Annotated in this window: 23 protein-coding genes; 6 read left to right on the top strand and 17 right to left on the bottom strand. The window is 57.1% G+C overall.

The genetic code is table 11. The features are described from left to right. The first annotated feature begins 78 nt into the window (after positions 1 to 78). Complete coding sequence (locus ACQ3G7_RS06510) at positions 79 to 678, top strand: LysR family transcriptional regulator (RefSeq protein WP_411554156.1); 600 nt, start codon at positions 79 to 81, stop codon at positions 676 to 678. Between the two features lie 48 nt (positions 679 to 726). On the opposite strand, the gene ACQ3G7_RS06505 is transcribed toward ACQ3G7_RS06510, so the two are convergent. The 5 genes from ACQ3G7_RS06505 to ACQ3G7_RS06485 are packed head-to-tail and all read right to left on the bottom strand — an operon-like array spanning position 727 to position 5272. After that, positions 727 to 1422: an ABC transporter ATP-binding protein gene (locus ACQ3G7_RS06505; RefSeq protein ID WP_263097869.1), complete on the bottom strand. Its 696-nt coding sequence runs from the start codon at positions 1420 to 1422 to the stop codon at positions 727 to 729. Then, entirely contained in the window at positions 1415 to 2197 is a 783-nt protein-coding gene (locus tag ACQ3G7_RS06500; RefSeq protein WP_430889245.1) for an ABC transporter ATP-binding protein, read from the bottom strand. Before ACQ3G7_RS06500 ends, ACQ3G7_RS06505 begins: the two co-directional genes overlap by 8 nt. Continuing rightward, positions 2184 to 3230 (bottom strand): branched-chain amino acid ABC transporter permease, encoded by a 1047-nt coding sequence (locus tag ACQ3G7_RS06495; protein ID WP_263097867.1) that lies wholly within the window; start codon positions 3228 to 3230, stop codon positions 2184 to 2186. Before ACQ3G7_RS06495 ends, ACQ3G7_RS06500 begins: the two co-directional genes overlap by 14 nt. After that, positions 3230 to 4129 (bottom strand): branched-chain amino acid ABC transporter permease, encoded by a 900-nt coding sequence (locus ACQ3G7_RS06490; RefSeq protein WP_263097866.1) that lies wholly within the window; start codon positions 4127 to 4129, stop codon positions 3230 to 3232. Before ACQ3G7_RS06490 ends, ACQ3G7_RS06495 begins: the two co-directional genes overlap by 1 nt. Positions 4130 to 4165: 36 nt before the next feature. Beyond that, on the bottom strand, positions 4166 to 5272 hold the full coding sequence (locus ACQ3G7_RS06485; RefSeq protein WP_263100961.1) for an ABC transporter substrate-binding protein: 1107 nt from the start codon (positions 5270 to 5272) through the stop codon (positions 4166 to 4168). Positions 5273 to 5859: 587 nt separating this feature from the next. Here ACQ3G7_RS06485 and dgcN point away from each other — a divergent pair. The 4 genes from dgcN to ACQ3G7_RS06465 all read left to right on the top strand — a co-directional run bounded on the left by dgcN (position 5860) and on the right by ACQ3G7_RS06465 (position 9860). Continuing rightward, positions 5860 to 6861: an N-acetyltransferase DgcN gene (dgcN, locus tag ACQ3G7_RS06480; RefSeq protein WP_430889244.1), complete on the top strand. Its 1002-nt coding sequence runs from the start codon at positions 5860 to 5862 to the stop codon at positions 6859 to 6861. Further along, entirely contained in the window at positions 6861 to 7838 is a 978-nt protein-coding gene (gene dgcA / locus ACQ3G7_RS06475; RefSeq protein ID WP_430889243.1) for an N-acetyl-D-Glu racemase DgcA, read from the top strand. Before dgcN ends, dgcA begins: the two co-directional genes overlap by 1 nt. Positions 7839 to 7861: 23 nt before the next feature. Continuing rightward, on the top strand, positions 7862 to 8707 hold the full coding sequence (locus ACQ3G7_RS06470; protein ID WP_430889242.1) for a D-amino-acid transaminase: 846 nt from the start codon (positions 7862 to 7864) through the stop codon (positions 8705 to 8707). Between the two features lie 124 nt (positions 8708 to 8831). Continuing rightward, positions 8832 to 9860 carry a LacI family DNA-binding transcriptional regulator gene (locus ACQ3G7_RS06465; RefSeq protein WP_430889241.1) on the top strand — a complete coding sequence of 343 codons (1029 nt, stop codon included), beginning with the start codon at positions 8832 to 8834 and terminating at the stop codon, positions 9858 to 9860. 71 nt (positions 9861 to 9931) lie between these two features. Here the strand turns inward: ACQ3G7_RS06465 and ACQ3G7_RS06460 are convergent, their stop codons facing one another. The 12 genes from ACQ3G7_RS06460 to ampH all read right to left on the bottom strand — a co-directional run bounded on the left by ACQ3G7_RS06460 (position 9932) and on the right by ampH (position 25042). Beyond that, complete coding sequence (locus tag ACQ3G7_RS06460) at positions 9932 to 10696, bottom strand: HpcH/HpaI aldolase family protein (RefSeq protein WP_430889240.1); 765 nt, start codon at positions 10694 to 10696, stop codon at positions 9932 to 9934. A 43-nt stretch (positions 10697 to 10739) separates the two neighbouring features. Next, positions 10740 to 11522, bottom strand: a complete 783-nt coding sequence (locus ACQ3G7_RS06455; protein ID WP_430889239.1) for a 2-keto-4-pentenoate hydratase — start codon at positions 11520 to 11522, stop codon at positions 10740 to 10742. A 27-nt stretch (positions 11523 to 11549) separates the two neighbouring features. Beyond that, positions 11550 to 12509, bottom strand: coding sequence for a D-2-hydroxyacid dehydrogenase (locus ACQ3G7_RS06450; RefSeq protein WP_430889238.1), 960 nt, complete (start codon positions 12507 to 12509; stop codon positions 11550 to 11552). Positions 12510 to 12582: 73 nt separating this feature from the next. Next, the gene (gene tcuC / locus ACQ3G7_RS06445; protein WP_263097858.1) at positions 12583 to 13893 is read right to left on the bottom strand and encodes a tricarballylate/proton symporter TcuC; all 1311 of its coding nucleotides are present in this window, start codon (positions 13891 to 13893) and stop codon (positions 12583 to 12585) included. Positions 13894 to 14036: 143 nt separating this feature from the next. After that, the gene (eno, locus tag ACQ3G7_RS06440; RefSeq protein ID WP_430889237.1) at positions 14037 to 15308 is read right to left on the bottom strand and encodes a phosphopyruvate hydratase; all 1272 of its coding nucleotides are present in this window, start codon (positions 15306 to 15308) and stop codon (positions 14037 to 14039) included. Next, entirely contained in the window at positions 15305 to 16333 is a 1029-nt protein-coding gene (locus ACQ3G7_RS06435) for a phosphotransferase family protein (protein WP_430889236.1), read from the bottom strand. The genes eno and ACQ3G7_RS06435 overlap by 4 nt, the downstream gene beginning before the upstream one ends. A 375-nt stretch (positions 16334 to 16708) precedes the next feature. Continuing rightward, entirely contained in the window at positions 16709 to 17488 is a 780-nt protein-coding gene (gene eutC / locus ACQ3G7_RS06430) for an ethanolamine ammonia-lyase subunit EutC (protein WP_430889235.1), read from the bottom strand. Next, complete coding sequence (locus ACQ3G7_RS06425) at positions 17485 to 18873, bottom strand: ethanolamine ammonia-lyase subunit EutB (protein ID WP_430889234.1); 1389 nt, start codon at positions 18871 to 18873, stop codon at positions 17485 to 17487. The genes eutC and ACQ3G7_RS06425 overlap by 4 nt, the downstream gene beginning before the upstream one ends. 9 nt (positions 18874 to 18882) lie before the next feature. Further along, entirely contained in the window at positions 18883 to 20259 is a 1377-nt protein-coding gene (gene eat, locus ACQ3G7_RS06420) for an ethanolamine permease (RefSeq protein WP_430889233.1), read from the bottom strand. Positions 20260 to 20924: 665 nt separating this feature from the next. Beyond that, positions 20925 to 22643, bottom strand: a complete 1719-nt coding sequence (olsF, locus tag ACQ3G7_RS06415) for a bifunctional ornithine lipid synthase OlsF (protein ID WP_430889232.1) — start codon at positions 22641 to 22643, stop codon at positions 20925 to 20927. 147 nt (positions 22644 to 22790) lie between these two features. Continuing rightward, positions 22791 to 23762, bottom strand: coding sequence for a porphobilinogen synthase (gene hemB, locus ACQ3G7_RS06410; RefSeq protein WP_263097851.1), 972 nt, complete (start codon positions 23760 to 23762; stop codon positions 22791 to 22793). 122 nt (positions 23763 to 23884) lie between these two features. Continuing rightward, positions 23885 to 25042 carry a D-alanyl-D-alanine-carboxypeptidase/endopeptidase AmpH gene (gene ampH / locus ACQ3G7_RS06405; protein WP_430889231.1) on the bottom strand — a complete coding sequence of 386 codons (1158 nt, stop codon included), beginning with the start codon at positions 25040 to 25042 and terminating at the stop codon, positions 23885 to 23887. 191 nt (positions 25043 to 25233) lie between these two features. On the opposite strand from ampH, the gene ACQ3G7_RS06400 reads away from it, so the two are divergent. Further along, on the top strand, positions 25234 to 25767 hold the full coding sequence (locus tag ACQ3G7_RS06400) for a cysteine hydrolase family protein (RefSeq protein ID WP_430889230.1): 534 nt from the start codon (positions 25234 to 25236) through the stop codon (positions 25765 to 25767). The last annotated feature ends 138 nt before the right edge of the window (positions 25768 to 25905 follow it).

The raw sequence follows: 25905 nt of genomic DNA, 5'->3' as shown, positions 1-25905 counted from the left end.
CGCGGGCGGGCGCAGGGAGGATGACAACCGCGTATTTTTGCTACAGTTTAGTGTGATGAACTGAAGCGGAGATCTGCGATGACCTTACCGCCCCTGCAGGCGCTGATCTGTTTTGAAGCTGTAGCACGACACCGGAGTATGAAAGAGGCGGCGCAAGAGTTACACATCACCGCCAGCGCGGTGAGTCAGCAAATCGCCAAACTGGAAGCCTGGGTCAATGTGCGGCTGTTTATGCGCGGCCCGCGTTTTCTGACGCTGACGACGGAAGGGCAGATCTATCTGCGCGAGATCCAGCCTGCGTTTAATCAACTCTCCAGGGCGACGCAGCGGCTGATGGACTCCGGCTGGCAGACGACGGTGACCGTCAGTTGTACGGCCGAGATCGCCAGCCAGTGGCTGTTACCCCGCCTGAGGGGCTTTGAGTACTATCATCCGGGGGTGGAAGTGATCATTAACACCACCCACCGCACCGTTGATCTGCGCAGTGAAGGGATCGATTTTGCCGTGTGTCATGAGGCGCATGCCGCTGCGGAATGGGTGTCGCACCGGTTGCTTCACGCGCCCCGGTTGCCGGGCGGCAATATGGCGCTGGTCTATGATAAAGCCGCCATTTTGCAGCCGGTTTGCTACGATTTCCGCGACTGGCTGCTGGAGAAAACCGCGGCGGATAACGTGTAAAAACAAGCCGTAACGCCAAAAACGCCGGGTTGCGGCTCCATCCGGGCGCTACCCGCCAAGGTACATCTTTTTCACATCCGGGTTGGCTAACACCTCCTGCGCCGCGCCGCTCAGCACGATTTTGCCGTTTTCCAGCACATAAGCCCGATCGGCAATGGTCAGTGCCGCCGTGGCGTTTTGCTCCACCAGCAGAATCGTGATGTTCTCGTCGCGCAACTGGCGAAGGGTGGTAAACAACTCGCCGACAATCTTGGGCGCAAGGCCAAGGCTCGGTTCATCGAGCATCAGCAATACCGGCTCGCTCATCAGCGCGCGGGCTATCGCCAGCATCTGCTGTTCACCGCCGCTCAGGGTGCCCGCCATCTGTTTACGCCGCTCTTTCAGGCGCGGGAAGAGGGTAAACATGCGATCCCGCAGGCGGGTGAAATTCGCCAGATTGTTATAGGCCCCCATCCGCAGGTTCTCTTCGATGGTCAGGTTGGTGAAGATTTTTCGGCCTTCCGGCACCAGCGCCAGTCCTTTTCGCACAATATGGTGCGTCTGGCTGCGCGAGATATCCTCATTGAGAAAGTTCACCGTGCCGGTGGAGCGCACCATATTTACAATGCCGTTCAGCGTGGAGGTTTTCCCCGCGCCGTTGCTGCCGATCAGGGTGACGATCTCCCGGTCATGGATGTCAATATCCACCCCTTTTAGCCCCTGAATGACGCCGTAAAAGACGTTTAACTCGCGTGCGCTAAGCATAACGTACCTCTCCCAGGTAGGCGGAGATCACCTCCGGATGTTGGATCGCGTCCGCCATCAAACCGCTGAACAACGGCTTGCCGTACTCCAGCACCATCACGCGCTCGCAGAGCGCATTAACGAATGGCATATCATGCTCAATCAACAACACGCTTAACTGGTAATCCTTGCGCATGCGGAAAATCAGCCCGGCCAGATCTTCGGTCTCTTTCGGGTTCATCCCGGCGGCGGGTTCATCCAGCAACAGCAGTTTTGGCGCTGTGGCCAGTGCGCGGGCGATCTCCACTTTGCGCTGGTTGCCGTAGCTCAGGTTGGTGGCCTGCACGTTGGCATAGTCGGCAATACCGATGTAGGCCAGCAGTTCCATCGCCTTTGCCCGCGCGGCGCGTTCAGCCGGGAAATAGCGGCCAATATGCAGCGCCGCTTCCAGCAGGGAGTAGCGGCTGGCGTGATCCAGCCCGACCATCACGTTCTCCAGCACCGTCATGGAATTAAACAGCCGGATGTTCTGAAAGGTGCGCGCAATGCCGGCATTCACCACCTGGTTAGGCTTCAGTCCTTTGATGGATTTCCCCGCCAGCGTCACGCTGCCGCTGGTGGGTTTATAGTTGGCGGTAATCACGTTAAACAGGGTGGTTTTGCCCGCGCCATTCGGGCCAATCAGGCCGAAGATCTCAGCTTCGTCGACGTGAAAACTCACCTCGTCGATGGCCCGCAGCCCGCCAAACTGCATCACAATGTCCTGCACTTGCAAAATGACGTTACTGGCTGTCATGGCGGCTCCTTTTGCGTAATTGCCAGATCTCTTTCTTGCCGAGCAGCCCTTCGCGGGCGAACAACATGATCAGCAGCAGCAGCAGGGAGAACACCACCATGCGCAGCCCAGGATAGGAACCCAGATCGTGACCAAACAGCGACAGTGGCTGATCGAGAAAACGCAGCCACTCGCCGCTGCCGACCACCACAATGGTGCCGAGCAGCGCGCCGGTGGTGCTGCCCAGTCCACCGAGCACAATGATGATCAGCAACTGGAAGGTGAGCATAAAGTCGAACAACCCCGGCGAGATGGTGGTCAGCAGCGACGCCAGCAAACCGCCGCCAATCCCTTCAAAAAAGGCGCTGGTGGCAAAGGCGCAGGTTTTAATGCGGAACGTATTGATGCCCATCGCAATGGCGGCATCTTCATCATCGCGGATGGCCTTCATCATGCGGCCGTACTTTGACCACACCAGTTGTAGGATCATCCCGGTGGCAAGCAGGGCGATAAGCCCGCACCAGAACAGCAAATGCGGCTGCTGCGGAATATCGTTGAGCCCAATCGCGCCGTTGGTAATTTGCGGGTTATTAATCGCGAGGATCTTGATGATGAACCCGAAGCCCAGCGTGACGATCGCCAGATAGTCGCCGCGCACGCGAAACACCGGGAAAGCCAGGCACACCGCCAGCGCTGCGGCGCACAGGCCGCTTATCAACAACGCCGGCAGGAAGCTGGCGTGCAGCAGCATAATAAAGGGACTGGGAGCCGCCATTTCGAACATATCCAGTTTGCTGTCGCTGGAGAGAATAAACAGCGCGGTGACATACGCGCCCACGGCGACAAAACCGTTTGGCTCCAGCGATAACTGCCCGGTAACGCCGTTGATCAGGTTGTAGCTGACCGCGAGGATCATAAAGACGAAAACGGTGCTGATCACCCGGACAATGTAATCGTTAAACAGCGTATTGATGGCGACCAGCAGCGCAATGGTGATGAGGATAATCAGCAGATTGCGCCCCTGCGCGGCAAGCGTCGTTGTGGGGTTGCGCATCAGAAACGGCTCCTTTCCAGACGTTCATCACCCATAATGCCAACCGGGCGGAACAGCAAGACCAGAATCAAGAACATAAAGGCGAAGGCGTCTTTATAGCCGCCCAGTTCAGGAAAGAGGGCGACGGCGACCACTTCGGTAAAGCCAAGAATAAAGCCGCCGAGCACCGCGCCGGTCACGCTTCCTATCCCGCCAAGCACCGCAGCCGCAAAGGCTTTCAGGCCAATCAGCACACCCATTAACGGGTCAATTGTCGGGTAACTGATGGAGTAGAACACGCCGCCCAGCGCGGCAAGACTGCTGCCCAATGCAAAGACCAGCGAAATGATCCGGTTGGCGTCGATGCCCATCAGCCGCACGGTGTTCACGTCAAACGCCACCGCGCGGATCGCCATGCCGTAGCGGGTGCGATAGAGCAGCCAGAGGATCGCCAACAGCAACAGGACGGTGATCAACGGCACGATCCACGCCACGTTGGTGATGATTATCTGCCCGAAGGTCAGGGTGCTGTTGAAATAGTCCGGTGCCGAGAAGAAGCGGGAGCTGCCGCCAAACAGGACGTTGAACAGGTTTTCGAGAAAAAAGCTCACCCCGATGGCGGTGATCAGCATCGAGATTTTCGACGCCTGGCGCAGAGGGCGGTAGGCGACCCGGTCAATAAACATGCCCAGCAGGCCGCATAAACCGAGGGTCAGCAAAATGGCTACCCCAAAGGGTAGCCCAATTGACGAGAACAGAAACAGGGTAGCGAATGCGCCGACCATCATGACGTCCGCATGGGCGAAGTTGATCAGGCGCAGCACCCCGTAAACCATGGTGTAGCCAATGGCGATCAGTGCGTACATGCCGCCCAGACTCATGCCGTTGACCACCTGCTGGAGAAAAATGGCACCATCCATTGAAGCACCTCTTGTTAACAACGGCCTGTCACTGCGTTAGGGATTAACCACGGTCTTAAAGGCGAGCTGGCCATCTTTCACTTCATTGATCACCGCGCTGCGCACCGCATCGCCATCTTTCAGCGTCAGTACGCCGGTCACGCCCTGGAAGTCTTTGGTGGCGCGGATTTTTTCGTTAACGCACACGCGGTCGCGCGGGTCATTACACTGGTTCATGGCGTTGACGATCACGTTGTAGGCATCGGCTGCCATCGCGCCCCAGGTGTGGGTCGGAGAGTTAAATTTCGCTTCCCACGCTTTGATAAACGCTTCGCCGGAAGGCGTCTGTTCTTTGGCGTTTGGCGAGTAGTAATCGGTGGTCATATAGCCGTTAACCGCGTCTTTACCCACATCAAAGAACACCGGATCCGCCGCCAGCCCATCGCCACCGACCACCGGTTTATCCAGACCGAGTTGTTTGGCCTGAACGGCAATCAATGCGCCTTCGGTGTAGTAGATAGGCATGTAGATCATGTCGACGTTTTTGGCTTTCACACTGGAGAGCTGCGCTTTGAAGTCTTTACTGCCCGACGGTGCCTGCACTTCGATTGGAATGGTGCCGCCGTTTTTCAGGAACTGCGTGCGGAAGGCTTTTGCCAGGCCGACGGAGTAGTCGTTGCTGCTGTCAAACACGATGGCGGCCGTTTTGGCGTTCAGATCGCGGGACGCAAGGTTCGCGCCGACCACGCCCTGGAAGCTGTCGGAGAAGCAAACGCGGCTGACATACGGGTGGTTACGGGTGACGCGGTCGTTAGTGGCGGTAGAGGAGACCAGCGGCGTTTTGGTGTCATCGGCGATTTTGACCATCGCCAGGGTGTTGGAGGAGGTGACTTCGCCAATGACGGCGTCGACTTTATCACTGGAAACCAGGCGCTGCATGGCGTTAGCGGCTTCCACCTTGTCGCTCTTGTCGTCGATCACCACCAGTTTGATGGTATCGCCGTTTTTCAGCGTCGGCGTAATGCCCTGGATCAGCTCCAGACCTTTTTGCGACGGCTGGCCGTAACCGCTCAGTGCACCGCTAAGTGGCAGCACCACGCCGATTTTCACTTCCGCCGCCAGCGCGCTGTGTGCGCCCACCAGGCCAGAGACCAGTACTGCCATTAAAGAGACTTTCCCACAAAAACTCTTCATTGTTACCTCACCGTCCGTCAGTTGATTGTTTATGTTTAACCATCAATTACTGCGTAACACTGATGAATACCGATGCGCCTGGAGAAATAGTCAATAACGCATAATGTTTTTGATTTATGGCGCTAAATTACGAAGGGTTTTACTGTCAATAACGAAATCAACCTTACATCCATTAATTAGATTTTTCTCATCCATTCTTCTTATAGATTTAACGGGCGCAATAGCACCGTTTTGGCGCGCTAAAATAGTGCGTATGCGCTTTGTTGGTGCGCGAATACCATCATTGTGAGAGGGATCAAAATAATTATCTGGTGTTATGAAGGCGATGCGTGGATTTAAGAAAGAAAATATTTTTTGCGGATTTTAATAAACGCATAGACAGAATAAAAAACCAGATAATCGCAATTAATATGGTAAATAACGCCTGTTATTGCCGCTATTGACAATAATAAAACCCTTGTTATTTTGTATTGGCAGTCAGTTTATTACCTGTTTTTTCGGAAATGTTATTTCTGCGTTAATTATTTTGTTCAGCCTTATTCTGAGGACGGTAAATAATGAATATTCAAAAGCCCTATCTGCTTTTTCTTGGTGATGCGCACGATCAACTGGCGGCGAAAGTTGCCGATGGGATTAAACAATGGCACCCGGAATATTGCGTAGGCCAATACCGGATGGCGGAATGCCATGCAGATTGTCATGTCCCGGATATGGATATTAACGCAGCGGTAAAAGCCGGTGCGAAAACGCTGGTCGTGGGCGTTGCTAACCGTGGCGGCGTTATTTCTCCGGCCTGGGTCTCTATTCTCAGCCAGGCGCTGGAAAGCGGTCTGGACCTGGCGGCCGGGCTGCATAATAAGCTGGCCGATGTCCCGGAATTAAAAGCACTGGCCGATCGCCTCGGGCGCTCACTGTTCGATGTGCGCCATCCGACTCAGCACTATCCGGTCGCCAGCGGGCGCAAACGCAGCGGTAAGCGACTGCTGCCGGTGGGAACGGACTGCTCCTGCGGCAAGATGTATACCGCGCTGGCCATTGAAAAAGCGATCCTGGCGCGCGGCGGTAAAGCGACCTTTCGCGCTACCGGGCAGACCGGCATTCTGATCAGCGGCAGCGGGGTCAGCATCGATGCGGTGGTCTCCGATTTTGTCTCTGGCGCAGTGGAAACGCTGTCGCCGGATAACGATGCCGACCACTGGGATATCATCGAAGGTCAGGGGTCACTGTTTCACCCGTCATTCGCGGGAGTGACCACCGGGCTTATCCACGGTGCGCAGCCGGATGCGCTGGTGCTGTGCCATGAACCGACCCGCACGCATATGCGCGGTGTCGATTACCCGATTCCCGACCTCAGTGATTGCATGGCGTTAAGCCTGAAAATGGCGCAGCTGACCAATCCGCATGCCCGGTTTGTGGGCGTTTCCGTCAATACCGCCGCGCTGGACGAGGCGCAAGCCTGTGCGTTAATGGACGCGCTGCAACAACGCCTCGGTCTGCCGGTGGTCGATCCGTTCCGCCAGGGCGTCGGGGCGATCGTTGATGCGCTGGCGGCGCTGTAATGGAACTCTCGGTTGCACATGAACGCTGGCCGCTGCGCCAGGCGTTCACCATTGCCCGCGGCAGTCGCACCGTTGCGGATGTGGTGGCGGTGGCCTTAACGGTTAATGGCGTTACCGGGCGCGGGGAGTGTCTGCCATATGCCCGTTACGGCGAGTCGGTCGAGAGCGTGATAGCGCAGATTGAGCAGATGCGTGCGGCGCTGGCGAACGGCATGACCCGCGACGCGTTGCAGCTTGCGCTCCCGGCGGGGGCGGCGCGAAATGCGCTGGACTGCGCCTTCTGGGATCTGGAGTGTAAACTCACCGGGCAGACCATCTGGCAACGCACTGCCAGCCAGCCGCCGCATCATTTGCAGACCGCGTATACCCTGTCGCTGGATACGCCCGAAAAGATGCAGCAAGCGGCGCGGGAAAACGCCTGGCGCCCTCTGCTGAAGCTGAAACTGGCCGATAATCAGGATGGCGCTCGCGTTGCGGCGGTACGTGAAGGCGCGCCGCATGCGCGGCTGATTGTCGATGCCAACGAAGGGTGGGATGAACATCTTTACCTGCAACAGGCCACTGCGCTTGGCAAGCTTGGCGTCACGCTGATTGAACAGCCGCTCCCGGCGGGTAAAGATGCGGTGCTGGCGCAACTGCCGCACCCGGTTCCGCTGTGCGCCGATGAGTCCTGCCACGATGTGGCGTCGCTGGCGCGCATTGCTGGCTGCTATGAGATGGTCAACATCAAGCTCGACAAGAGTGGCGGGTTAACCGAAGCGCTGCGCGTAAAGGCGGAAGCCGGGCGGCTGGGGTTACAGGTGATGGTGGGCTGTATGGTGGCGACCTCGCTGTCGATGGCGCCTGCGGTGGTGGTGGCGCAAGGCGCGAGCGTTGTCGATCTCGACGGTCCTTTGCTGTTGGCGAAAGACCGCGAACATGGGCTGCATTATGAAGGCAGCGAACTTTTTCCCCCGACGCCAGCCCTGTGGGGCTGACGCCGTAAATCAAGGAGAGGGTGATGTCACGCACGGTATATGTGAACGGCGAGTTTTTGCCGGAAGAGGCGGCGAAAATATCGGTTTTCGATCGCGGGTTTTTATTTGCCGACGCGGTGTATGAAGTCACGGCGGTGGTTAACGGGAAGCTGGTCGATTTTAACGGCCACTATGCGCGTCTGGTGCGCTCCTGCGCCGAGCTGGGTTTAACGCTGCAACTGGATGAACGCGCTCTGCGTGACATTCACCAGCGGCTGATTGTGGAAAATGCGCTACAGGAAGGGGGCATCTACCTGCAACTGACGCGCGGTAACGGCGGCGATCGTGATTTTCACTATCCGCCTGCTGACACGCCCCCCACGCTGGTGCTGTTTACGCAGGCGCGTGCGGTGGTGGATCATCCTGCCGCCAGTAAGGGGATTCGCGTGGTGACCTGCCCGGATATTCGCTGGCAGCGGCGGGATATTAAAACCGTGCAGTTGCTTGCGCCCTGCATGGCGAAAGCCTTTGCCGAAGCGCAAGGCGCGGATGACGCCTTCCTGGTGGAAAATGGCTATATCACCGAGGGCAGCTCCTGTAACTGCTATATCGTGCAGGCGGACAACACCGTGGTAACCCGCCCGCTCAGCAACAGCATTCTGCACGGGATTACCCGTAAAGCGCTGGTGCGGCTGGCGGAGGAGCACGGCGTGACGATCGAGGAGCGGTTGTTCACCCCGGAGGAGGCGCGCAATGCCCGTGAGGTGTTTATCAGTTCGGCGACGACCTTTGTCTGGCCGGTGATCGCGGTGGACGGGCAGACTATCGGTGACGGGAAACCCGGACCTGTCACCTTGTTGCTGCGGAAGATCTATTTGCAGATGCTCTGAGCAATCCCCGCCACATACATTGCCACCCGCGTCTTTTTCCTCGCTCTCTGCGGTTATAAAGAGGGCGAGATTCATATCAATGGCTGATATTCTTAAGGCAAAAGGACGATATGAAGGTAACGCGGTGACAATCAAAAAATTGGCTGCCATTCTGGGCTTATCGCACACCACGGTTTCCCGTGCGTTAAACGATCATCCTGCGATCAGTCAGGCGACAAAAAACAGCGTATTACAGGCCGCCAGGGAGTATGGCTATATTCCCAACAGCGCCGCCCGGGCATTGCGTAATGCCAGTACCGGCGCATTTGGTTTAGTCATTCCTGATATCCAAAACGACTTTTTTATTACCATCACCAATGCCATTGCCCACCAGGCGGCGGAGCAGGGCTGGCAAATGATGCTGGCGATCACCGGCGATAAACCGGAGATGGAGCATACCGTGCTGCGCCGCTTAATGACGGCGCGGGTGGACGGTATTATTTTCGCCCCGACGGCCAGCCCGCTGGACGAGAGCCGCGAGCTGCTGTTGCGCACGAATGCCGTTCAGCTATTACGCCGACACGACAGTTTACCCGCACCGGTGATAGCCATTGACGATCGTTATGGCATTCACCTTGCGGTACAGCATCTGCGCGGGTTGGGGCACTCGCGCATTGGCTACATTGGCTCATCGCTGGCATTAAGCACCGGCGCGGAACGTTTGCAGGGGTTCCTGCAAGGGTTCAGCGCAGAGGAGCAGGCCGCACTTGAGGATGTCATCGCAATGGGGCCGCCACAGGCGGCGTTTGGCGGCGAGGCGTTTGCGCGCATTATGGGATCGGCCAACCCGCCGAGCGCACTGGTGCTCGGCAGTCCGCGCTATGCGATGAGCATTCTGCTGGCGGCGAAAGCGCAGAACATTCGCATTCCTGACGATCTGTCGCTGGTGGCGTACGGTGATGTGTCGTGGGGGAGCTTGCTGGACGTGAAGCTGACCACCATTACGCTACCGGAAACGGAGATTGCCAGTGCCTGCGTGGCGATCATTCGCCAGTGGATGAGCGCGGAAACGCCGGTGACGCCGGAGGCGTTTTATGCCGCCACGCAGAGCCACATTTTTACGCCGCAACTGGTTCCGGGCGGCTCAACCAGCGCCTTTACGCCACGGCGTTAAACGTAAAAAAACCGGATGCAAGCCAGGCTGACATCCGGAATGAAACGCCAATATAAAGTGCTTCGAGGAAACTATCTGAACGTCGCCAGCAGCTTTTCCGCGCCTTTTAGCAGCAGCCCCTGATCGGAGCCAATCGCCACTATTTTAAAGCCCGCATCAATGTAGCGGCGGGTTTGCGCATCATCGGTACACAGAATACCTGCCACTTTGCCTGCCGCCTGTATCCGTCTGCCGGTCTCTTCAATCACGCGGATCACCTCCGGGTGCATAGGTTGGCCGATATAGCCCAGACTGGCGGCCAGATCGCCGGGGCCAATAAAGAAGGCGTCCACCCCTTCAATAGCCGCCATCGCTTCAATATTTTCCAGCGCCTGCCGGGTTTCCGGCATCACGATCAGACAGATCTCCGCATCGCAGGCGGTGGCGTAATTTTTGATCCGCCCGAAGCCGGACGCGCGCGGCGCGCCGCAATACCCGCGCACGCCATGCGGCGGATAACGCACGGCGGAGACCAGCGCTTGCGCCTGTTCGGCGGTATCGACCTGCGGCACCATCAGCGTGTTCACCCCGGCATCCAGGTAGCGCTTGATCAGTGATGCATCGTGGTTGGGGATGCGCACAATGGGCTGCGAAGGCCCTCCGGCAGCACACGCCTGTAATTGCGCATAGATTTCCATAAACTCGCTGGGGCCGTGTTCCGCGTCGAGTCCGATAAAGTCGTAACCGCAGCCGGAAAGGATTTCGCTGGTGATCGCGCTGCCCAGTTGCGTCCACAGTCCCAGTTGCAACTGACCCTGGCGGATGGCCTGTTTGAACGCGTTTTTTTTGAGTTCCATCGTGGCTCCTTAAACGTGAGGGGGACGTTTCCTGCGTTGTCCTTTACCGGGCAAAACGTGCGGAGATCGCGCCAATACCGCTGAGTTCGGCCGTGAAAACATCGCCGGGTTTGGCGGAAATCGCCGGTCCCATCGCGCCGGTAATGACAAATTCACCGGCCCGCAGGGGTTTACCCGCGCGCACCATCTCATCCGCCAGCCAGACCATGGCATGCAGCGGGTGACCCAGGCAGTTGGTCGCCAGCCCTTCCGATACCACCTCATCGCCGCGTTTGGTGGTCATTACGCAGCGGGTAATATCACACGCATTCAGGTACACCGGTTTGGTACCGAGCACCACCAGGCTTGCGGAGGTGTTGTCAGCGACAAAATCGCAGGCGTTAACGTTCCAGTCGATCATCCGGCTGTCGACGATCTCAAAGGCCGCCAGCAGGTAGTCGCAGGCATCAATAATGTCGAGCACGGTATGCTGGCTGTGGGTGAGATCTTTTTTCAGCACCACGGCGATTTCCGTCTCTACACGCTGATCGCTCAGTGCGCGTTGGGTGATCTCTGCGCCGTCGGTCAGCACCATATCGGCATAGAGAGTGCCGTGGCACGCTTGCGAAATGCCGAACTGTTGCTGCACGGCTTTGTTGGTCAGCGCCAGCTTCCGTCCGACCCGGCGGCGACCCTGCGCCTGCCATTGTTTATCGTTATAGTCCTGCACCTGATAGGCGGTGGCGAGGTTTTCATCGTCGACGAGACTGCGTATCGGTTCACGCGCGACGCCGCTTTCATAAGCCTGGCGCAGAAGATCGCCAGCCGTTCTGATGCTGTTTTCCACGCGGACAACTCCTTGTGTGGGTTAACATTAAACATCGACCCGGTTTTGCGCCTTGCCGTGACAAAACGCGGCGACGTTCTCTACCGTTGTCGACAGGATACGACCGCGCGCTTCAACCGACGCCCAGGCGATATGCGGGGTGATCAGGCAGTTTTTTGCCGTCAGCAGCGGGTTTTCCGGCTGGGCGGGCTCGCGGGAGAGCACGTCGACCGCCGCCCCGGCAATCCGCCCCGCGTTGAGTGCGGCGGCAAGATCCGCTTCATTGACCAGATCGCCGCGCGAGGCGTTGAGCAGCAGGGCGGTTTTCTTCATCTTTTGCAGCGCCTGGCGATTGATCATGCCTTTAGTTTCCGGCGTCAGCGGGCAGTGCAGGCTGATCACATCCGCTTCGGCATACACGGTGTCGAGGTCGACATAGCGCAGGTTGTCGCTTTCCGGCAGGTTTTTTTGCCCCTGCGAACAGGCCAGTACGTTCATGCCGAGCGCTTGCGCCACTGCGCCGAAGGCCTGACCGATGCGGCCATAACCAATAATGCCGACATTTTTCCCGGCCACTTCGATCATCGGTTGTAGCCAGTAGCACCATGTATTGCGCGTGCTCCAGCCGCCCGCGTGGACATCGGCATCGTGTTCGCCAACGCGGTTGCACAATTCGAGCATCAACGCGGTGGTAAATTGCGCCACCGTGGCGGTGCCGTAGGTGGGAACGTTGGAGACCACGATCCCCCGCGCTTTTGCCGCGGCGATATCCACCACGTTATAGCCGGTGGCCGTCACGCCAATAAACGTCAGGTTTGGACACTGGCGGAACACGTTATCGTTCAGCACCACTTTATTGGTGATCGCGACATCGGCATCACCAAGCCGTTCGGCGACCTGCTCCGCAGGGGTGTCGTCGTAAACGGCAACGGTCCCCAGTTGTTCCAGCTTCTCCCAAGACAGATCGCCGGGGTTAAGCACACCGCCATCTAACACAACAATTTTCATACATTACCCATTTGGTTTTTTACTCGGCAGTACATCAACTTAGTCGATGCACTGCCGGGTGGTAAGCACTTTTTTAATGCAATTCCATGGTCTGGTTGCGGGCGGTTTTTTTGTGATCGAGCGTCAGGACCGCGATCAAACTGAGCACGGCGTTAAAGCCCAGCCATACACCCACCATCGCATTACTGTTAAAGGTATGGTTGAGCCAGGTGCAAATTGCCGGTGTCAGTCCGCCGAGCACCGCTGCCGCCACCGCCTGGGCGAAGGAGTAACCGGCCGTGCGGGCATGGGCCGGAACCAGTTCCACCATCGCTGCCACCTGTACCGAGCTATAGCAGGCGTACATAAAAGAGAACCACAGTTCAAACACCACAAATTTGAACACCGTCGGATCGGCCGCCAGCCATGAGAGCAGCGGCCAGGCCGAAATGGCCCCGACCAGCGTGACAACAATCAGCATGGTTCTTCGGTTGACGCGGTCGGCGATCATGGCGGTAATCGGCAGCCAGAACAGGATCGACAAGCCGACAAAAAACAGGGTGATAAAGCCGACGTGTTCGCCGAGATTCAGGCTCTTGATAAAGGTCGGCGCATAGGTGGTCACGGTCTGGGCGGTGACGGTAGCCATGGCGACCATCCCCATGCAGGTGACAATCACCCGCCAACCGGTGATCAGGCTGGTGCAGATCTCTTTGACGGACGGCGTGGTTTTCTTCTTCGCAAAGACCTCGGTTTCTTGCAGATTGCTACGCAGCCAGAACATCAGCGGGATCACCGCACAGCCGATTAGCAGCGGAACGCGCCAGCCCCAGTCATGCAAATCTTTGGTCTCCAGGGTGTAGAGCATGACAAGGCCAATCAGCGAGGCGGCCATCACCGCAAACTGCTGTGAACCGACCTGCCAGCAGGTGTAAAACGCGCGGCGGTTTGGCGGGGAAATCTCCGCCAGATAAACCACCACGCCACCCAGTTCAGCGCCTGCGGAGAAGCCCTGTAACAAACGGCCAAAAATAACAATGATGGGCGCGGCAATACCAATCGCGGAATAGGTTGGCGTCAGAGCAATACACAAAATACCGATCGACATTAACGTCAGCGCCATAATTAACCCTTTGCGGCGTCCGTGACGGTCGGTATATGCGCCTAAGATAATTGCGCCAAAGGGGCGGGCGAAAAAGCCTAATGCAAAGGTCATTAAGGTGAGCATTAATGACACATATTCATTATCGGACGGGAAATAGGCCTGCGAAATATAACGGGCATAATAGCCGTACACCATAAAATCATATATTTCGAGCGCGTTGCCTGCGCCCACCTGGACGATGGGCTTTACCTGAATTTTCTTTCTGGCGGCAGGCAATGCCTCGCTGCTGTACTCGGTCATTTGAATCTCCTTCAATGTATTTGGACAATTTGGAAAAACTCATACAACCAGAACAGACATTGCAAAGACTCGGTTCAGCAGGGTGTAGGGCCTGAAGAGGTAACGCCTGTTCACATCATCAGAAAATTAAAAAGGTCAGCGTGTTATTGATGGTTAAGCGCGTTTACGCCAAAGAATCCCAGCGGATGCGAATCTTCCAGTCGTATCGCTTCATTCCATTTTGCCGTGCGTTCGGAACGGGCCATTGAGCCGACTTTTAATTGCCCGGCGTTCAGACCCAGCGCCAGGTGCACAATCAGGTGATCTTCGGTTTCACCGGAACGCGCGGAAACAATCGTGCCGTAGCCCGCTTTTTTCGCTTCGCTAAACGCCTGGCGTAACTCACTGAGGGTGCCCGCCTGGTTGGCTTTTAATAACACCGCATTACAGGCGCCTTTTTCCGCCGCCGTTTTCACCCGTTGCGCATTGGTCACGAAATAGTCGTCGCCGACAATTTGCACCCGTGACCCGGCGGCTTTGGTAAAGGCAATCAGCCCCTGTTCATCATCTTCTGCCAGCGGATCTTCAATGGAGACAATCGGATACCTCTCCAGCCAGCCGAGCAGCAATTCGCACATGCCGTCGGAATCATAGTCGGAGGACTCCAGCGCCAGCCGGTAATGCCCGTTTTTGCCGAATTCGGAGGCGGCGATATCCAGCGCGATGGCTACTTCTTCGCCGGGCACGAAACCTGCGCCTTCGATGGCTTTCACCAGCGTATCCAGCGCTTCTTCATTGCTGGAAAACGCCGGCCACCAGCCGCCTTCATCGGCCACGCCGTTTAATTGCCCGCGCTGTTTCATGATGCGCCCGGCGCTGTGATAGACCTCGGCGGTCATCACCAGCGCCTGCTGGAAAGAGTCTGCGCCGGTGGCTATGACCATCAGATCCTGAATATCAATGCGGCGACCGGCATGCGCGCCGCCGCCAAAAATCTGGATCTGCGGCAGCGGCAGCGCCACCGTTTGATCCCCGGCGAGGTATTTCCACAGTGGCAGACCGGCATCAGCGGCGGCGGTGTTAATTGCCGCCATCGAGCAGGCGACCGCGGCATTACCGCCTAAGCGTGAAAATGTGCCGCTGCCGTCCAGCTCTGTCAGAATGCGGTCGATCTGTTGCTGATCGTGGATGTCGATACCCGCCAGCGCTGGTGCAATCAGGGTGTGAATATTCCGCAGTGCTTTTTGCACATCTCTGCCCGCCAGTGACGTACCGCCATCGCGCAGTTCAACGGCTTCATGCGTCCCACAGGACGCGCCAGCCGGGGCCAGACCACGGCCGGTTATGCCGTTTTCAAGGCGGATTTCCACTTCCACCGTTGGCCAGCCGCGGGAATCCCAGATGCGGCGTCCGCGTACGTTTTTAATGCGACTCATAACCCAATCTCCTTTCTCCAGAATGCCTGGATCGCGTGCAGGTGAATAAATGCCTGTTCCAGTAAGGTGCAGCCAGCCCGGCGGACGAACGCCGTATGCTGATCGTTGAGGTACTCCACCGGGGATTTGCCGTCGACCCTGGCGAGCAGTAAGCAGGGCAGCAGCGTTGCCACGCGCATTTCCACGGCGCTGGTCGCTTCCCAGTCCACCCGGCGAAGATAAGCGCGGTATAACGCCTCAAACGCCGCCAGCAGGTGTGTTTGCTGTGCGCTGTTGGGCGCAATGACTGTTTTCAGTAAGAAATGATTGAGGCAGAAGGCTAAATCGAATGCCGGATCGCCGTAGCAGGCGCATTCCGCATCCAGGATCACCGGGCCGTCCGGACCGCAGAGAATGTTTTTGGGGCTGATATCGCCATGCACCAGTGCGCGGTGAGTGGTCTGCGTGCGATTGAGGATCGCGAGAATACGATCGGCATGGCGTGGATGAGCCCGGGCGGTTTCCCCAAGGTAGGGATCCAGACGCAGCGAAAAAAAGTTGTCGTCGTAGGCGAACTGCTTTTCCAGCGCCGTATTATTGGCCGTTTGCTGGTGGATAATGCCCAACACATCGCCCATGCGGGCGGCAAAATCGACGTCAATATCGCCTGCCAGTAAGCGGTTTTTCCAGTTTTCATAGTGCCCGGCGGGAAGATAATCCATCACAAAACAGAGGGCGCTGCGATCCACCCCCTGAATATGCGCGACCGCCTGCGGCGCAATGTCGGCGACGGTGTTCATCCAGTCGATTTCAGCGAAAACCCGCTCCAGCGGCGCATGCCACGCTTTGGCGACTTTCAGCGTTGGCAGCGCCTGTTTCAGGCAAAATTGCCGCTCGCCCGTGCTGATTTTTAAAATCGTCGAGGAAACGCCGCCGGTGAGCGGTGTGACCTGCAACGGATCCTGCGGGGTGATTAACCCCATGTTCTGCAGAACCTCGCGTATTGCATCCTGGTTGAGTGAAAGATCGTTAAAACACGTTGCCATGCGTCACCACACAGTGAATGTTGCTCAGGAATGCAATTAGTAATGCACACGTGTGCATTAAAGATCAATTGGCGGGGTTTGTCATTATGATGACGGTTGTCATAAATTCGATTTTATTGTTGTTAATTAATTGAATTTTAATTAAAAATTAAAATGTGATCGCAATCATATTTATCATAATAAGCCTGTTTTGATGCCATTTTTAGCGATGTAACATTCTGCTGGTTTATAAAAAGGAACGGCTGGCGGGCCAGGTTAAAAAGAGGCGAAGTGGTGCGGAGGTATACCCTGTTAAGGGGGTCAGAAGGTTATTAACGATGCGCGTGCGCAGGGGGAAAACAGAAAGCGCTTCGTGAAAAGCGCTTTGCCGGTTTGTCAGTGGTGAGCGGGGAGACGTGGCGTAACCCGACCATGCAGCGCGGGGTTGTCGCTTTCGTCCTTCAGCCGTACGCCGGTCAGGCGGCGTAAAAAAGCCTGCTCCAGCAACCACGCCAGTTTAAAGGCGGCGGCGTCGTAGCCCAGCCCTTCCGGGCGAATGTTTGAAATGCAGTTGCGCTCGGACTCAATGCGCTGCCGCTCGGGTTTCCAGGTCAGGTAAACGCCAAGGCTGTCCGGTGAGGATAAACCCGGGCGCTCGCCAATCAGGATCGCGACCGCTTTACTGCCCAGCGTTTCGCCGATGTCATCGCCCAGCGCCACGCGTGACTGGTGCGCCAGCACCACTGGGCCAAGTGAAATCCCCAGCGTCTGCAAATAGGGCAACAGGGCGCTGATAAGCCCCACCGACTGGCGGTGCACCGCATGTGACGATAATCCGTCGCCAATGACCAGCAACAGATCGTGAGCAGGAGGGCGGCGCTCCGCCAGGGTCTGGCGGCTCTCGTCGCTGAGCATTCTTCCCAGGTCCGGACGGTTGAGATAGGTGTGTCTGTCCGGCGCGGCGCTGTGCGCCTCCTGCGTGTTCAACCCCAGTTCATGTAACTGGCGCGCCAGCGTTTCGCTGTCGAACGGCTGGTGAATGGCATCGCGGGCCTGCGCATGGGCCAGACCGAAGTTAAGCACTTCGCGCGTGGGCAAACTGGCGCCGCTGCGGCCAAGTGCGATACGCGCATCGGTGAATTCGCGCAACAGTGTCCAGGCATCGGGACCGTTCATACAGGTGCTCCTTGCGGCAACGCAGCCAGCAGCGGGTGGTTCGCACCGGTCAGGCGTAGCTGCCCGTGGGTGTCGATAATCTGCATGCGGGTAAGCCATGCGGCGAACTCGGGCGCGTGTTTAAGCCCCAGCAGGCGGCGGGCGTAGAGCGCATCGTGAAACGAGGTACTCTGGTAATTGAGCATGATGTCATCCGCGCCCGGCACGCCAATCAGGAAGGTGAGCCCGGCAGTGCACAGCAGCGTCAGCAGGGTGTCCATGTCGTCCTGATCCGCTTCGGCATGGTTGGTATAGCAGACATCGCAGCCAATCGGCAGTCCCATCAGTTTGCCGCAGAAGTGGTCTTCCAGTCCGGCGCGGATGATCTGTTTGCCGTCGTAGAGATATTCCGGGCCAATAAAGCCGACCACGGTGTTCACCAGCAACGGGTTAAAATGCCGGGCGACGGCGTAGGCGCGCGCCTCGCAGGTCTGCTGATCGACACCGTGATGGGCATTGGCGGAAAGGCAACTGCCCTGGCCGGTTTCAAAATACATGACGTTGTTGCCCAGCGTGCCGCGTTTCAGGCTTAACGCCGCCTCGTGCGCCTCCTGCAACAGGGCGAGATTGATGCCAAAGCCGCTGTTCGCCGCTTCGCTACCCGCCACCGACTGGAACACCAGATCCACCGGTGCGCCGCGTTCGATCAACTGCACGGTGTTGGTGACATGGGTCAGTACGCACGACTGTGTGGGAATGGCGAAGCGGTCAATAATGTCCGCCATCATATGATTGAGCTTTTCCAGGACTGGCAGGCTGTCGCTGGCGGGGTTAATGCCGACCACGGCGTCCCCCGCGCCGTACAGCAACCCATCGAGCATGCTGGCGGCAATACCTTTCAGGTCGTCGGTCGGGTGGTTGGGCTGCAAGCGCACGCTGAGATGACCCGGCAGGCCGATGGTATTACGAAAGCGGGTAATCACGCTGCATTTGCTGGCTGCGAGGATCAAATCCTGGTTGCGCATCAGTTTACTAACGGCGGCGGCCATTTCCGGGGTGATCGCGCGGGCAACATGGCTCAACATGGCCGTGTCGGTGCTGTCCGCCAGCAGCCAGTCGCGAAAGTCCCCCACCGTCAGGTGGGCAATCAGCGCGAAAGCGGCGCTGTCGTGGGTATCGAGAATAAGGCGCGTGACCTCATCCGTTTCATAAGGAATTAACGGGGTGGCGAGGATATCGCGCAGCGGCACATCCGCGAGGGCGATTTTTGCCGCCATTCGCTCTTCCGCCGACTGCGCCGCCACCCCGGCCAGCACATCCCCGGATCGCGCCGGGGAGGCTTTTGCCATCAGTTCTTTGAGGCTGGCGAACCGGTAGGTACGGTGCGCCAGAGTGGTTTGATACATTGATACTCCTCAGGAAATCGCGCGCAGTTGCGGATCCAGGCTGGCGCGTTCGCGGGCGTGCGCCGTTTTACGGAACCACATATAACCGCCGAGCATCATAATGGCGAAGATCAGCGCCAGCAGGGTGTTGTACCAGACCATCGCCACCAGGCAGAGCACCGCCATGCCTAAGGCGAATGCGGGCGCATACGGGAACAGCGGCGCTTTAAACGGGCGCGCCAGTTCCGGCTCGCTACGGCGTAGTTTGAACAGCGCCGCCATCGAGGTGATATACATAACGATAGCCCCGAATACCGACATCGTCACAATGCAGGCGGTCAGCGGCATCCCGCTGATGGTGATTAACGAGTCAGAGAAAATCGCCGCAATCCCGACTACGCCACCGGCGAGGATGGCCAGATGCGGGGTGCGTGTTTTGCGGTTCAGATTCGCCAGGCTTGCCGGCAGGTAGCCCGCGCGCGCCAGCGAGTAAATCTGGCGGGAATAGCCCATGATAATGCCGTGGAAAGAGGCCACCAGACCGAACAGGCCCAGCCATACCAGCATGTGCAACCAGCCGCTGCTGTTGCCGACCACCACTTTCATCGCCTGCGGCAACGGATCGTTAATATTGGACAGCGCACGCCAGTCGCCCACGCCACCGGCAAACATCATCACGCCTACCGCCAGCACGGTCAGCGTCAGAATACCGCCGCCCAGCGCACGCGGAATGGTGCGTTGCGGATCTTTGGCTTCCTCTGCCGCCATAGACGCGCCTTCAATGGCAAGGAAAAACCAGATAGCAAATGGGATCGCGGCGAACATGCCCGGCAGCGCCAGTCCGCTGAAGCTGTCGGCGCCCGCCCAACCGTTGGCGGTGAAGTTGCTCCAGGAGAAGCCCGGTGCGACCACGCCCATAAACACCAGCAGTTCGAAAATCGCCAGCAGGGTGACAATCAGTTCGAAGGTGGCGGCGATCCCCACGCCGAGAATATTCAGCGCCATAAAGATGATGTACGCCCCGCAGGCCACCCATTTCGGATCGAGCGACGGGAACTGCACATTCAGATAAGCCCCGATCGCCATGGCGATCGCCGGTGGGGCAAAGACGAACTCAATCAGGGTGGCAAATCCCGCAATAAACCCACCCGTCGGCCCGAAAGCGCGATAGGCATAAGCGAAAGGGCCGCCTGCGTGCGGGATCGCGGTGGTCAGTTCGGTAAAGCTGAAGATAAATGCGCAATACATGGCTGCAATCAGTAATGCGACGATCAGGAAACCCATCGTACCGGCCTGCGACCAGCCGTAGCTCCAGCCAAAGTACTCCCCGGAAATCACCAGCCCGACAGCGATCCCCCACAGCCGGAAGCTGCCCAGTGTTCTTTTTAGTGTTGTTTGTGTGCTCATAATGTACTGCCTCGCCATTGAATATCTTGCTATGGCGATTGCAAAGGGAGTGCCAGAAAATAGAATCCTTATTATTCATATAGTTACGCACGGTAAGCCGATCTAGCCTGGTTGCAGGCGTGTTTTTGGTGCAGGGGCTGCCCTGCGATGGTGAAGTTTGCGCTAACAGAGGATATGTTGCTTAAGCGTAAATTTATTGCCGCTGGGTTAGGAAAATAATGACTTGTTACAAGGTGAAGGTATTTTGTAGCTAATAAAGACAAATTAAATGCGAATATTCTTAAGTTATTATTTTCATTGCAGGCTTTAATTATATTATTGTAGTTTAAAATATTGAATTGCTTCACATTAACTTAACATGTTGATTTTATAGTTTGATTTAATAATTTTTTGTGAAGTGTTCCGCATATTATTCAGGCGTGAGCCTGATGTTAAATGTAATCCGTGAGAATGGGTTGACCTGAATTGTCCGGCACTTTAGTTTGTAGCAAAAAATTCAGCGCAATTTTCGGGTATGTTTAACGAAGGAGGAAATAATGGCCTGGCGTCCTATTTTATATGTCATTTTTACGCATAATCCGCAACTTAATAGTCGACGGGCGCATCTGCGCCTGGTGCATGGGTAATATTCCCTCTTCCGGCAGGAAGAGGGAGAGGGCAGGTAGCTAGCTGGCTTTCTGCTCGGGCAGATGTGCGGCAATATAACGTTCGTAGCGGTTGGCTTTCAGGTAGGTTAAATCCACCAATACCAGACCATCGACACAGTTGTTGAATTCCGGATCGCAGCCAAAATCAATAAACTGCACGCCTCCCGTTTCACACAGCTCGGAATACTGTTTATACAGCGGCGGAATACCGCAGCCCAGATTGCCCAGCAGCGACTTCAGACGCGTCAGATCTTCGGTGTAATCCTCACCGGTAAACTGTGCGAGCACGTCCGGCATGGTGGCAGGCCACGGGCGACGTGACGCGGCCAGTGGCCAGGTTGCCGGGAACCACAAACGGTAGAACGCCACCAGCAGATCCCTTGCCGCCGGCGGCATACCGCCAGAAATCGATACCGGGCCAAACAAGTAGCGGTATTGCGGATACCGAGCCAGGTACGCGCCAATTCCCGACCACAGATAATCCAGACCACGGCGTCCCCAGTAGCGCGGTTGAATAAAACTGCGCCCCAGTTCAATGCCATGCCGCAGCACGTCCGCCATCCGCTCGTCATAGTGGAACAGACTGTGGCTATAAAGCCCTTCAATGCCGCGGGCTTCGACCTGCTGTGCGGTAGGCATAAAGCGATACGCGCCGACGATTTCCAGATCGTTCTCATCCCAGAGGATCAGGTGCAGGTAATCGTCGTCATATTTATCCGTATCGCGACGTTTACCGCTGCCTTCGCCCACCGCGCGAAAAGCAATTTCCCGCAACCGTCCCAGCTCACGCAGCAACGGCGCATCTTCCTGCCCCTTGCGCTGCCAGAGGTAGATAATTTTGCCATCCGCCGTGTGGCCAAGGCACTCGGCGTTGTTGAGTTCACGGCGCAGCGTGATCCGCTCTTCCGGGCGCGCAATGGCGCACTCGGTTTTGAAGGGGCCGGGCAATCCCTTGCCCAAACGCAGGACATGCTTGCGACACTTATCGGCCAGTTCCCGCGAGGAGAGTTGCGGCGTATGCCAGCTATTCCAGGGAATGCGCTGACCGATTTTGATCGGCAGGTTGCTGTTGCGGCGGCGAAACATCTGCTGCATCAGCAGCAACAGCGGTAGCGTGTCCGAAACCATTGCGCTTGCGTAGAACAGCGCGCTGTTACGGGCATCGATCCAGGCCGGTAGCAGCGGAGCGCGGAATTTATTCGCCAGTTTAATGAAGCCGGTATGCCAGCTTTTATCGCGGATGCCTTTACGCGTTACGCGTGAGACTTCTCCCGCCGGGAAGAAAATCAGCACGCCGCCTCGTTGCAGATGGTTTTCCATCTGTTGCAGTGACGATTTACGCGTGCGTCCGCCCATGTTATCCACCGGAATAAACAGTGAACTGAGCGGCTCCAGGTGGGTCAGCATACGGTTGGTGACCACTTTGACATCGCGACGAACACGGGAAACGGCATACATCAGCGCCAGCCCGTCGAGCGTACCGGTGGGGTGGTTGGCGATAATCACTAAGGGGCCGTGTTCGGGGATCTGTTCAAGATCGTGAGCGGGAACGGTGCAGCGGATCTGCAGGTGTTCAAGCACCTGTTCCACCATATCCAGCCCTTTCAGGTGGGGATGGCGTTCCGCAAATTGCTGGAACTCGCGTTCATAAAGCAGGCGTCTGAGCAGATTCTTTTGCCAGGGTGCGGGTCTGGCCTGTGGCCAGAGGTCATCGAGTACATTGTCGAGACTAAACATGGTGGCTTCTCCTCCCGTCTTGCGAAGACAGTAAAGGCAGAAGATGACGTTTACGTTTCATTACAATGAACATATGACAATACAAAATGGCATGTTTTGTCACATGTGCCCTCTCCCGGCAGGAAGAGGGCGGAAGGCAGGGTTAACTCAGAGGATACCGCGTTCGGCGAGGTCGAGCGCGAAGTAGCTGAAGATCAGATCCGCGCCCGCGCGTTTGATGGCACCCAGGCTTTCCAGCACCACTTTATCTTCGTCAATGGCGCCCGCCAGCGCGGCGAATTTGATCATCGCATACTCGCCGCTCACCTGATAAGCACCCAGCGGCAGCCCGGTGCGCTCGCGAACGTCACGCAGAATGTCGAGGTACGCGCCCGCCGGTTTGACCATCAGGCAGTCTGCGCCTTCGGCTTCGTCGATCAGCGACTCGCGAATTGCTTCGCGGCGGTTCATCGGGTTCATCTGGTAGGTTTTGCGATCGCCTTTCAGCGCCGTGCCTGCCGCTTCACGGAACGGGCCGTAGAATGAGGAGGCGAACTTGGTTGAATAAGACATGATGGCTGTGTCGGTGAAGCCTGCCGCGTCCAGCGCCTGGCGAATGGCTTTTACCTGACCGTCCATGGCGGCGGATGGCGCGATGAAGTCTGCGCCAGCGGCGGCGGCAACCACGGCTTGTTTGCCCAGGTTGAGCAGGGTGGCATCGTTATCCACGCCGTGGTCGCACAGTACACCGCAGTGACCGTGCGAGGTGTATTCGCAAAAACAGGTGTCGGACATCACAATCATCTCCGGCACGGTTTCTTTGCAGATGCGCGACATACGTGCCACCAGGCCGTTTTCCTGCCAGGTATCGCTGCCCGTCTCGTCGGTATGATGAGAAATACCGAAGGTCATTACCGAACGGATGCCCGCTTTGGCAATGCGTTCGATTTCACGGGCGAGGTATTTTTCCGGAATGCGCATGACGCCTGGCATGGCCTCAATGGCTTTGTAGTCGTCCAGCTCTTCTTCAACAAAGATCGGCAACACCAGGTCGTTTTTGCTCAGTGTTGTCTCTTCAAACATAGCGCGCAGCGCAGGGGACTGGCGCAGGCGGCGAGGGCGAGTGATTAAATCGGTCATGGTATGCCTGATATTTGTGGAACAGATGACGCCATTGTAACTGAAAAGGGGAGGCGCTGTTTTACCAAAATCGCTGTTAAAAACCGGGGCCAGGGCGACTGCCGCCTGCCCCGGTTTTCGCATCAGGAGGCGGGAACCACTTGCGGCTTGTTGTTGCTCAGCTCGCTAACCAGGTCGTTGACGCCGTCGCTCATCGCGGTAAAGCGCGTCAGCGGCGAGCGGGTGATCACCACAAACACACCGACGTTGTGCTGCGGCACCATGGCCATATAGGTGATAAATCCGCCGCCGCCGCCGGTTTTCTGAATGATGCCAGGGTGCCCCTCTTTCGGCCCCATATACACCCAGCCCAGACCCAGTGCGTCCGCTTTACCGGGGACGTCCATCCCGATCACTTTCGTTAACTGATTACGCGGGTAAATCAGCGTCTGCATACGGTCGGCCTGGTTGTTGCGGGAGTAGAAATCCGACGAGAGGAACTGTTGCATCCAGCGCATCATGTCGCCGGGCGTGGAGTAAACGCCGCCGCTGCCGACTGCCGCCAGCGTGTTATTACAGGGGCTGGCGCCTTTCTCGGCCACCATCAGGCGCTTGCACTGATCCGGCGAGGGGGTAAAGGTGGTGTCTTTCATGCCCAGCGGGCGCGTGATCTGATCTTCAAACAGTTGGGGATACGGTTTTCCCGCTGCTTTTGCCAGCGCGTCGGCCAGCAGATCGAACGCCAGGTTGGAGTAGGCGGCCTGCGTGCCGGGCGCAAATTTTAGCGCGGCGGTTGAGAGCCAGTTCCAGCGCTGTTCACGCGTTGGCCAGACAAACACATCGCGGTGCGCCGCGCCGCCCGGTTGTTCGCGGGGCAGGGCGCTGGTGTGCGTGGCGAGATTCACCAGCGTGATGGGTGTCCCCTGATACGTCGGGACGCGTGCGCCCGGCGGCGCATATTTACTTAAGGGATCGTCCAGACGCACGGTACCCTGATCGAGCAGCTTCACCAGCATCTCGCTGGTCATCAGCTTCGACAGCGAGGCAATACGAATCACCGAGTCCAGTTGTGGGCGTACATTATTGCCCGGTCGGGTTTCGCCATAACTTCTGAATACGCGCTGATTACCGTCAATCACGACGATCGCCATTCCTGTCGCGCCACTGCCAAAGTAAATATGATTGGCGTAGCGGTCGACGATATCCGAAGCAAAAACCGGGTCAGGAGAGTGTTGCGCCGCCCGGGCGGTGGTCAGGCTGAGTGCGCACAGCATCGCAGAAAAAAGCAAACAACGTTTCAACGAAGGGATCCATAGAATAATGGGAAAGATAGAGCGTATTTATACTACTTAGCGTCCCGTTGCAAAGCACTAATAAGCGTATTCTTTCGCCCTAATACGTAACGATGGGTAAATATGAAATTTTTTCCCTATGACTGCGCCCGCCAGCGCATGTGATAACCTCTCTCTTTCCCGAAAACAGGAGTCAGATAATGGCAGGTAAACGGGTAGTGATGGTGGTGGATATGCAAAACGGCGTGTTCGCGACACCGCGTATTCAGCGCGAGCAGTGCGTGGCGCGCATCAACCGGTTAACGGCAGCCGCAGACACGGTGATCTTCATTCAGCATGCCGAGGCGGGCGGGCTGGAAGAGGGGAGCACCGGGTTCGATTTGTTGCCGGAGCTGAACCAGCCAGCGGGCGCGCTGTACGTCACCAAGACCGCCTGCGATGCGTTCTACAAAACGCAGTTGGAAAGCGTATTACGCGAGCATGATATTGATGCATTCGTCATGTGCGGTTGCGCCACCGACTACTGTGTCGACACCACCCTGAAAAACGGCGCCAGTCGCGGCTATGCGATAACCGTGGCACAGGATGCGCACACCACTGCCAACCGTCCGGCTGCGCAGGCGGCAACGTTAATTGAGCACTATAACGAGGTGTGGCGGACGCTCACCGTACCGGGCAATCCTGTGCGGGTGAAACCCGTCGAAACAATTGTTCACGAATGGCAAACGAACTAAGGGGTTACCCTTAGGTCTGAAGAGATTATCCGGCGTCGCATCTGCGGCGCTTTTTTGTCACTGCGCGTTTTGGCGCGGTGCAAAATCCAGGTTGCACAGCATGTGTGGTAAATAATAAGAAGTAAGCAGGAGAGCACG

It is taken from the genome of Kosakonia sp. N21 (assembly GCF_050587465.1).
Classification (GTDB): Bacteria; Pseudomonadota; Gammaproteobacteria; order Enterobacterales; family Enterobacteriaceae.
The sequence above is the reverse complement of the archived record's forward strand: the minus strand, read 5'-3'. Positions and strand labels throughout refer to the sequence as shown.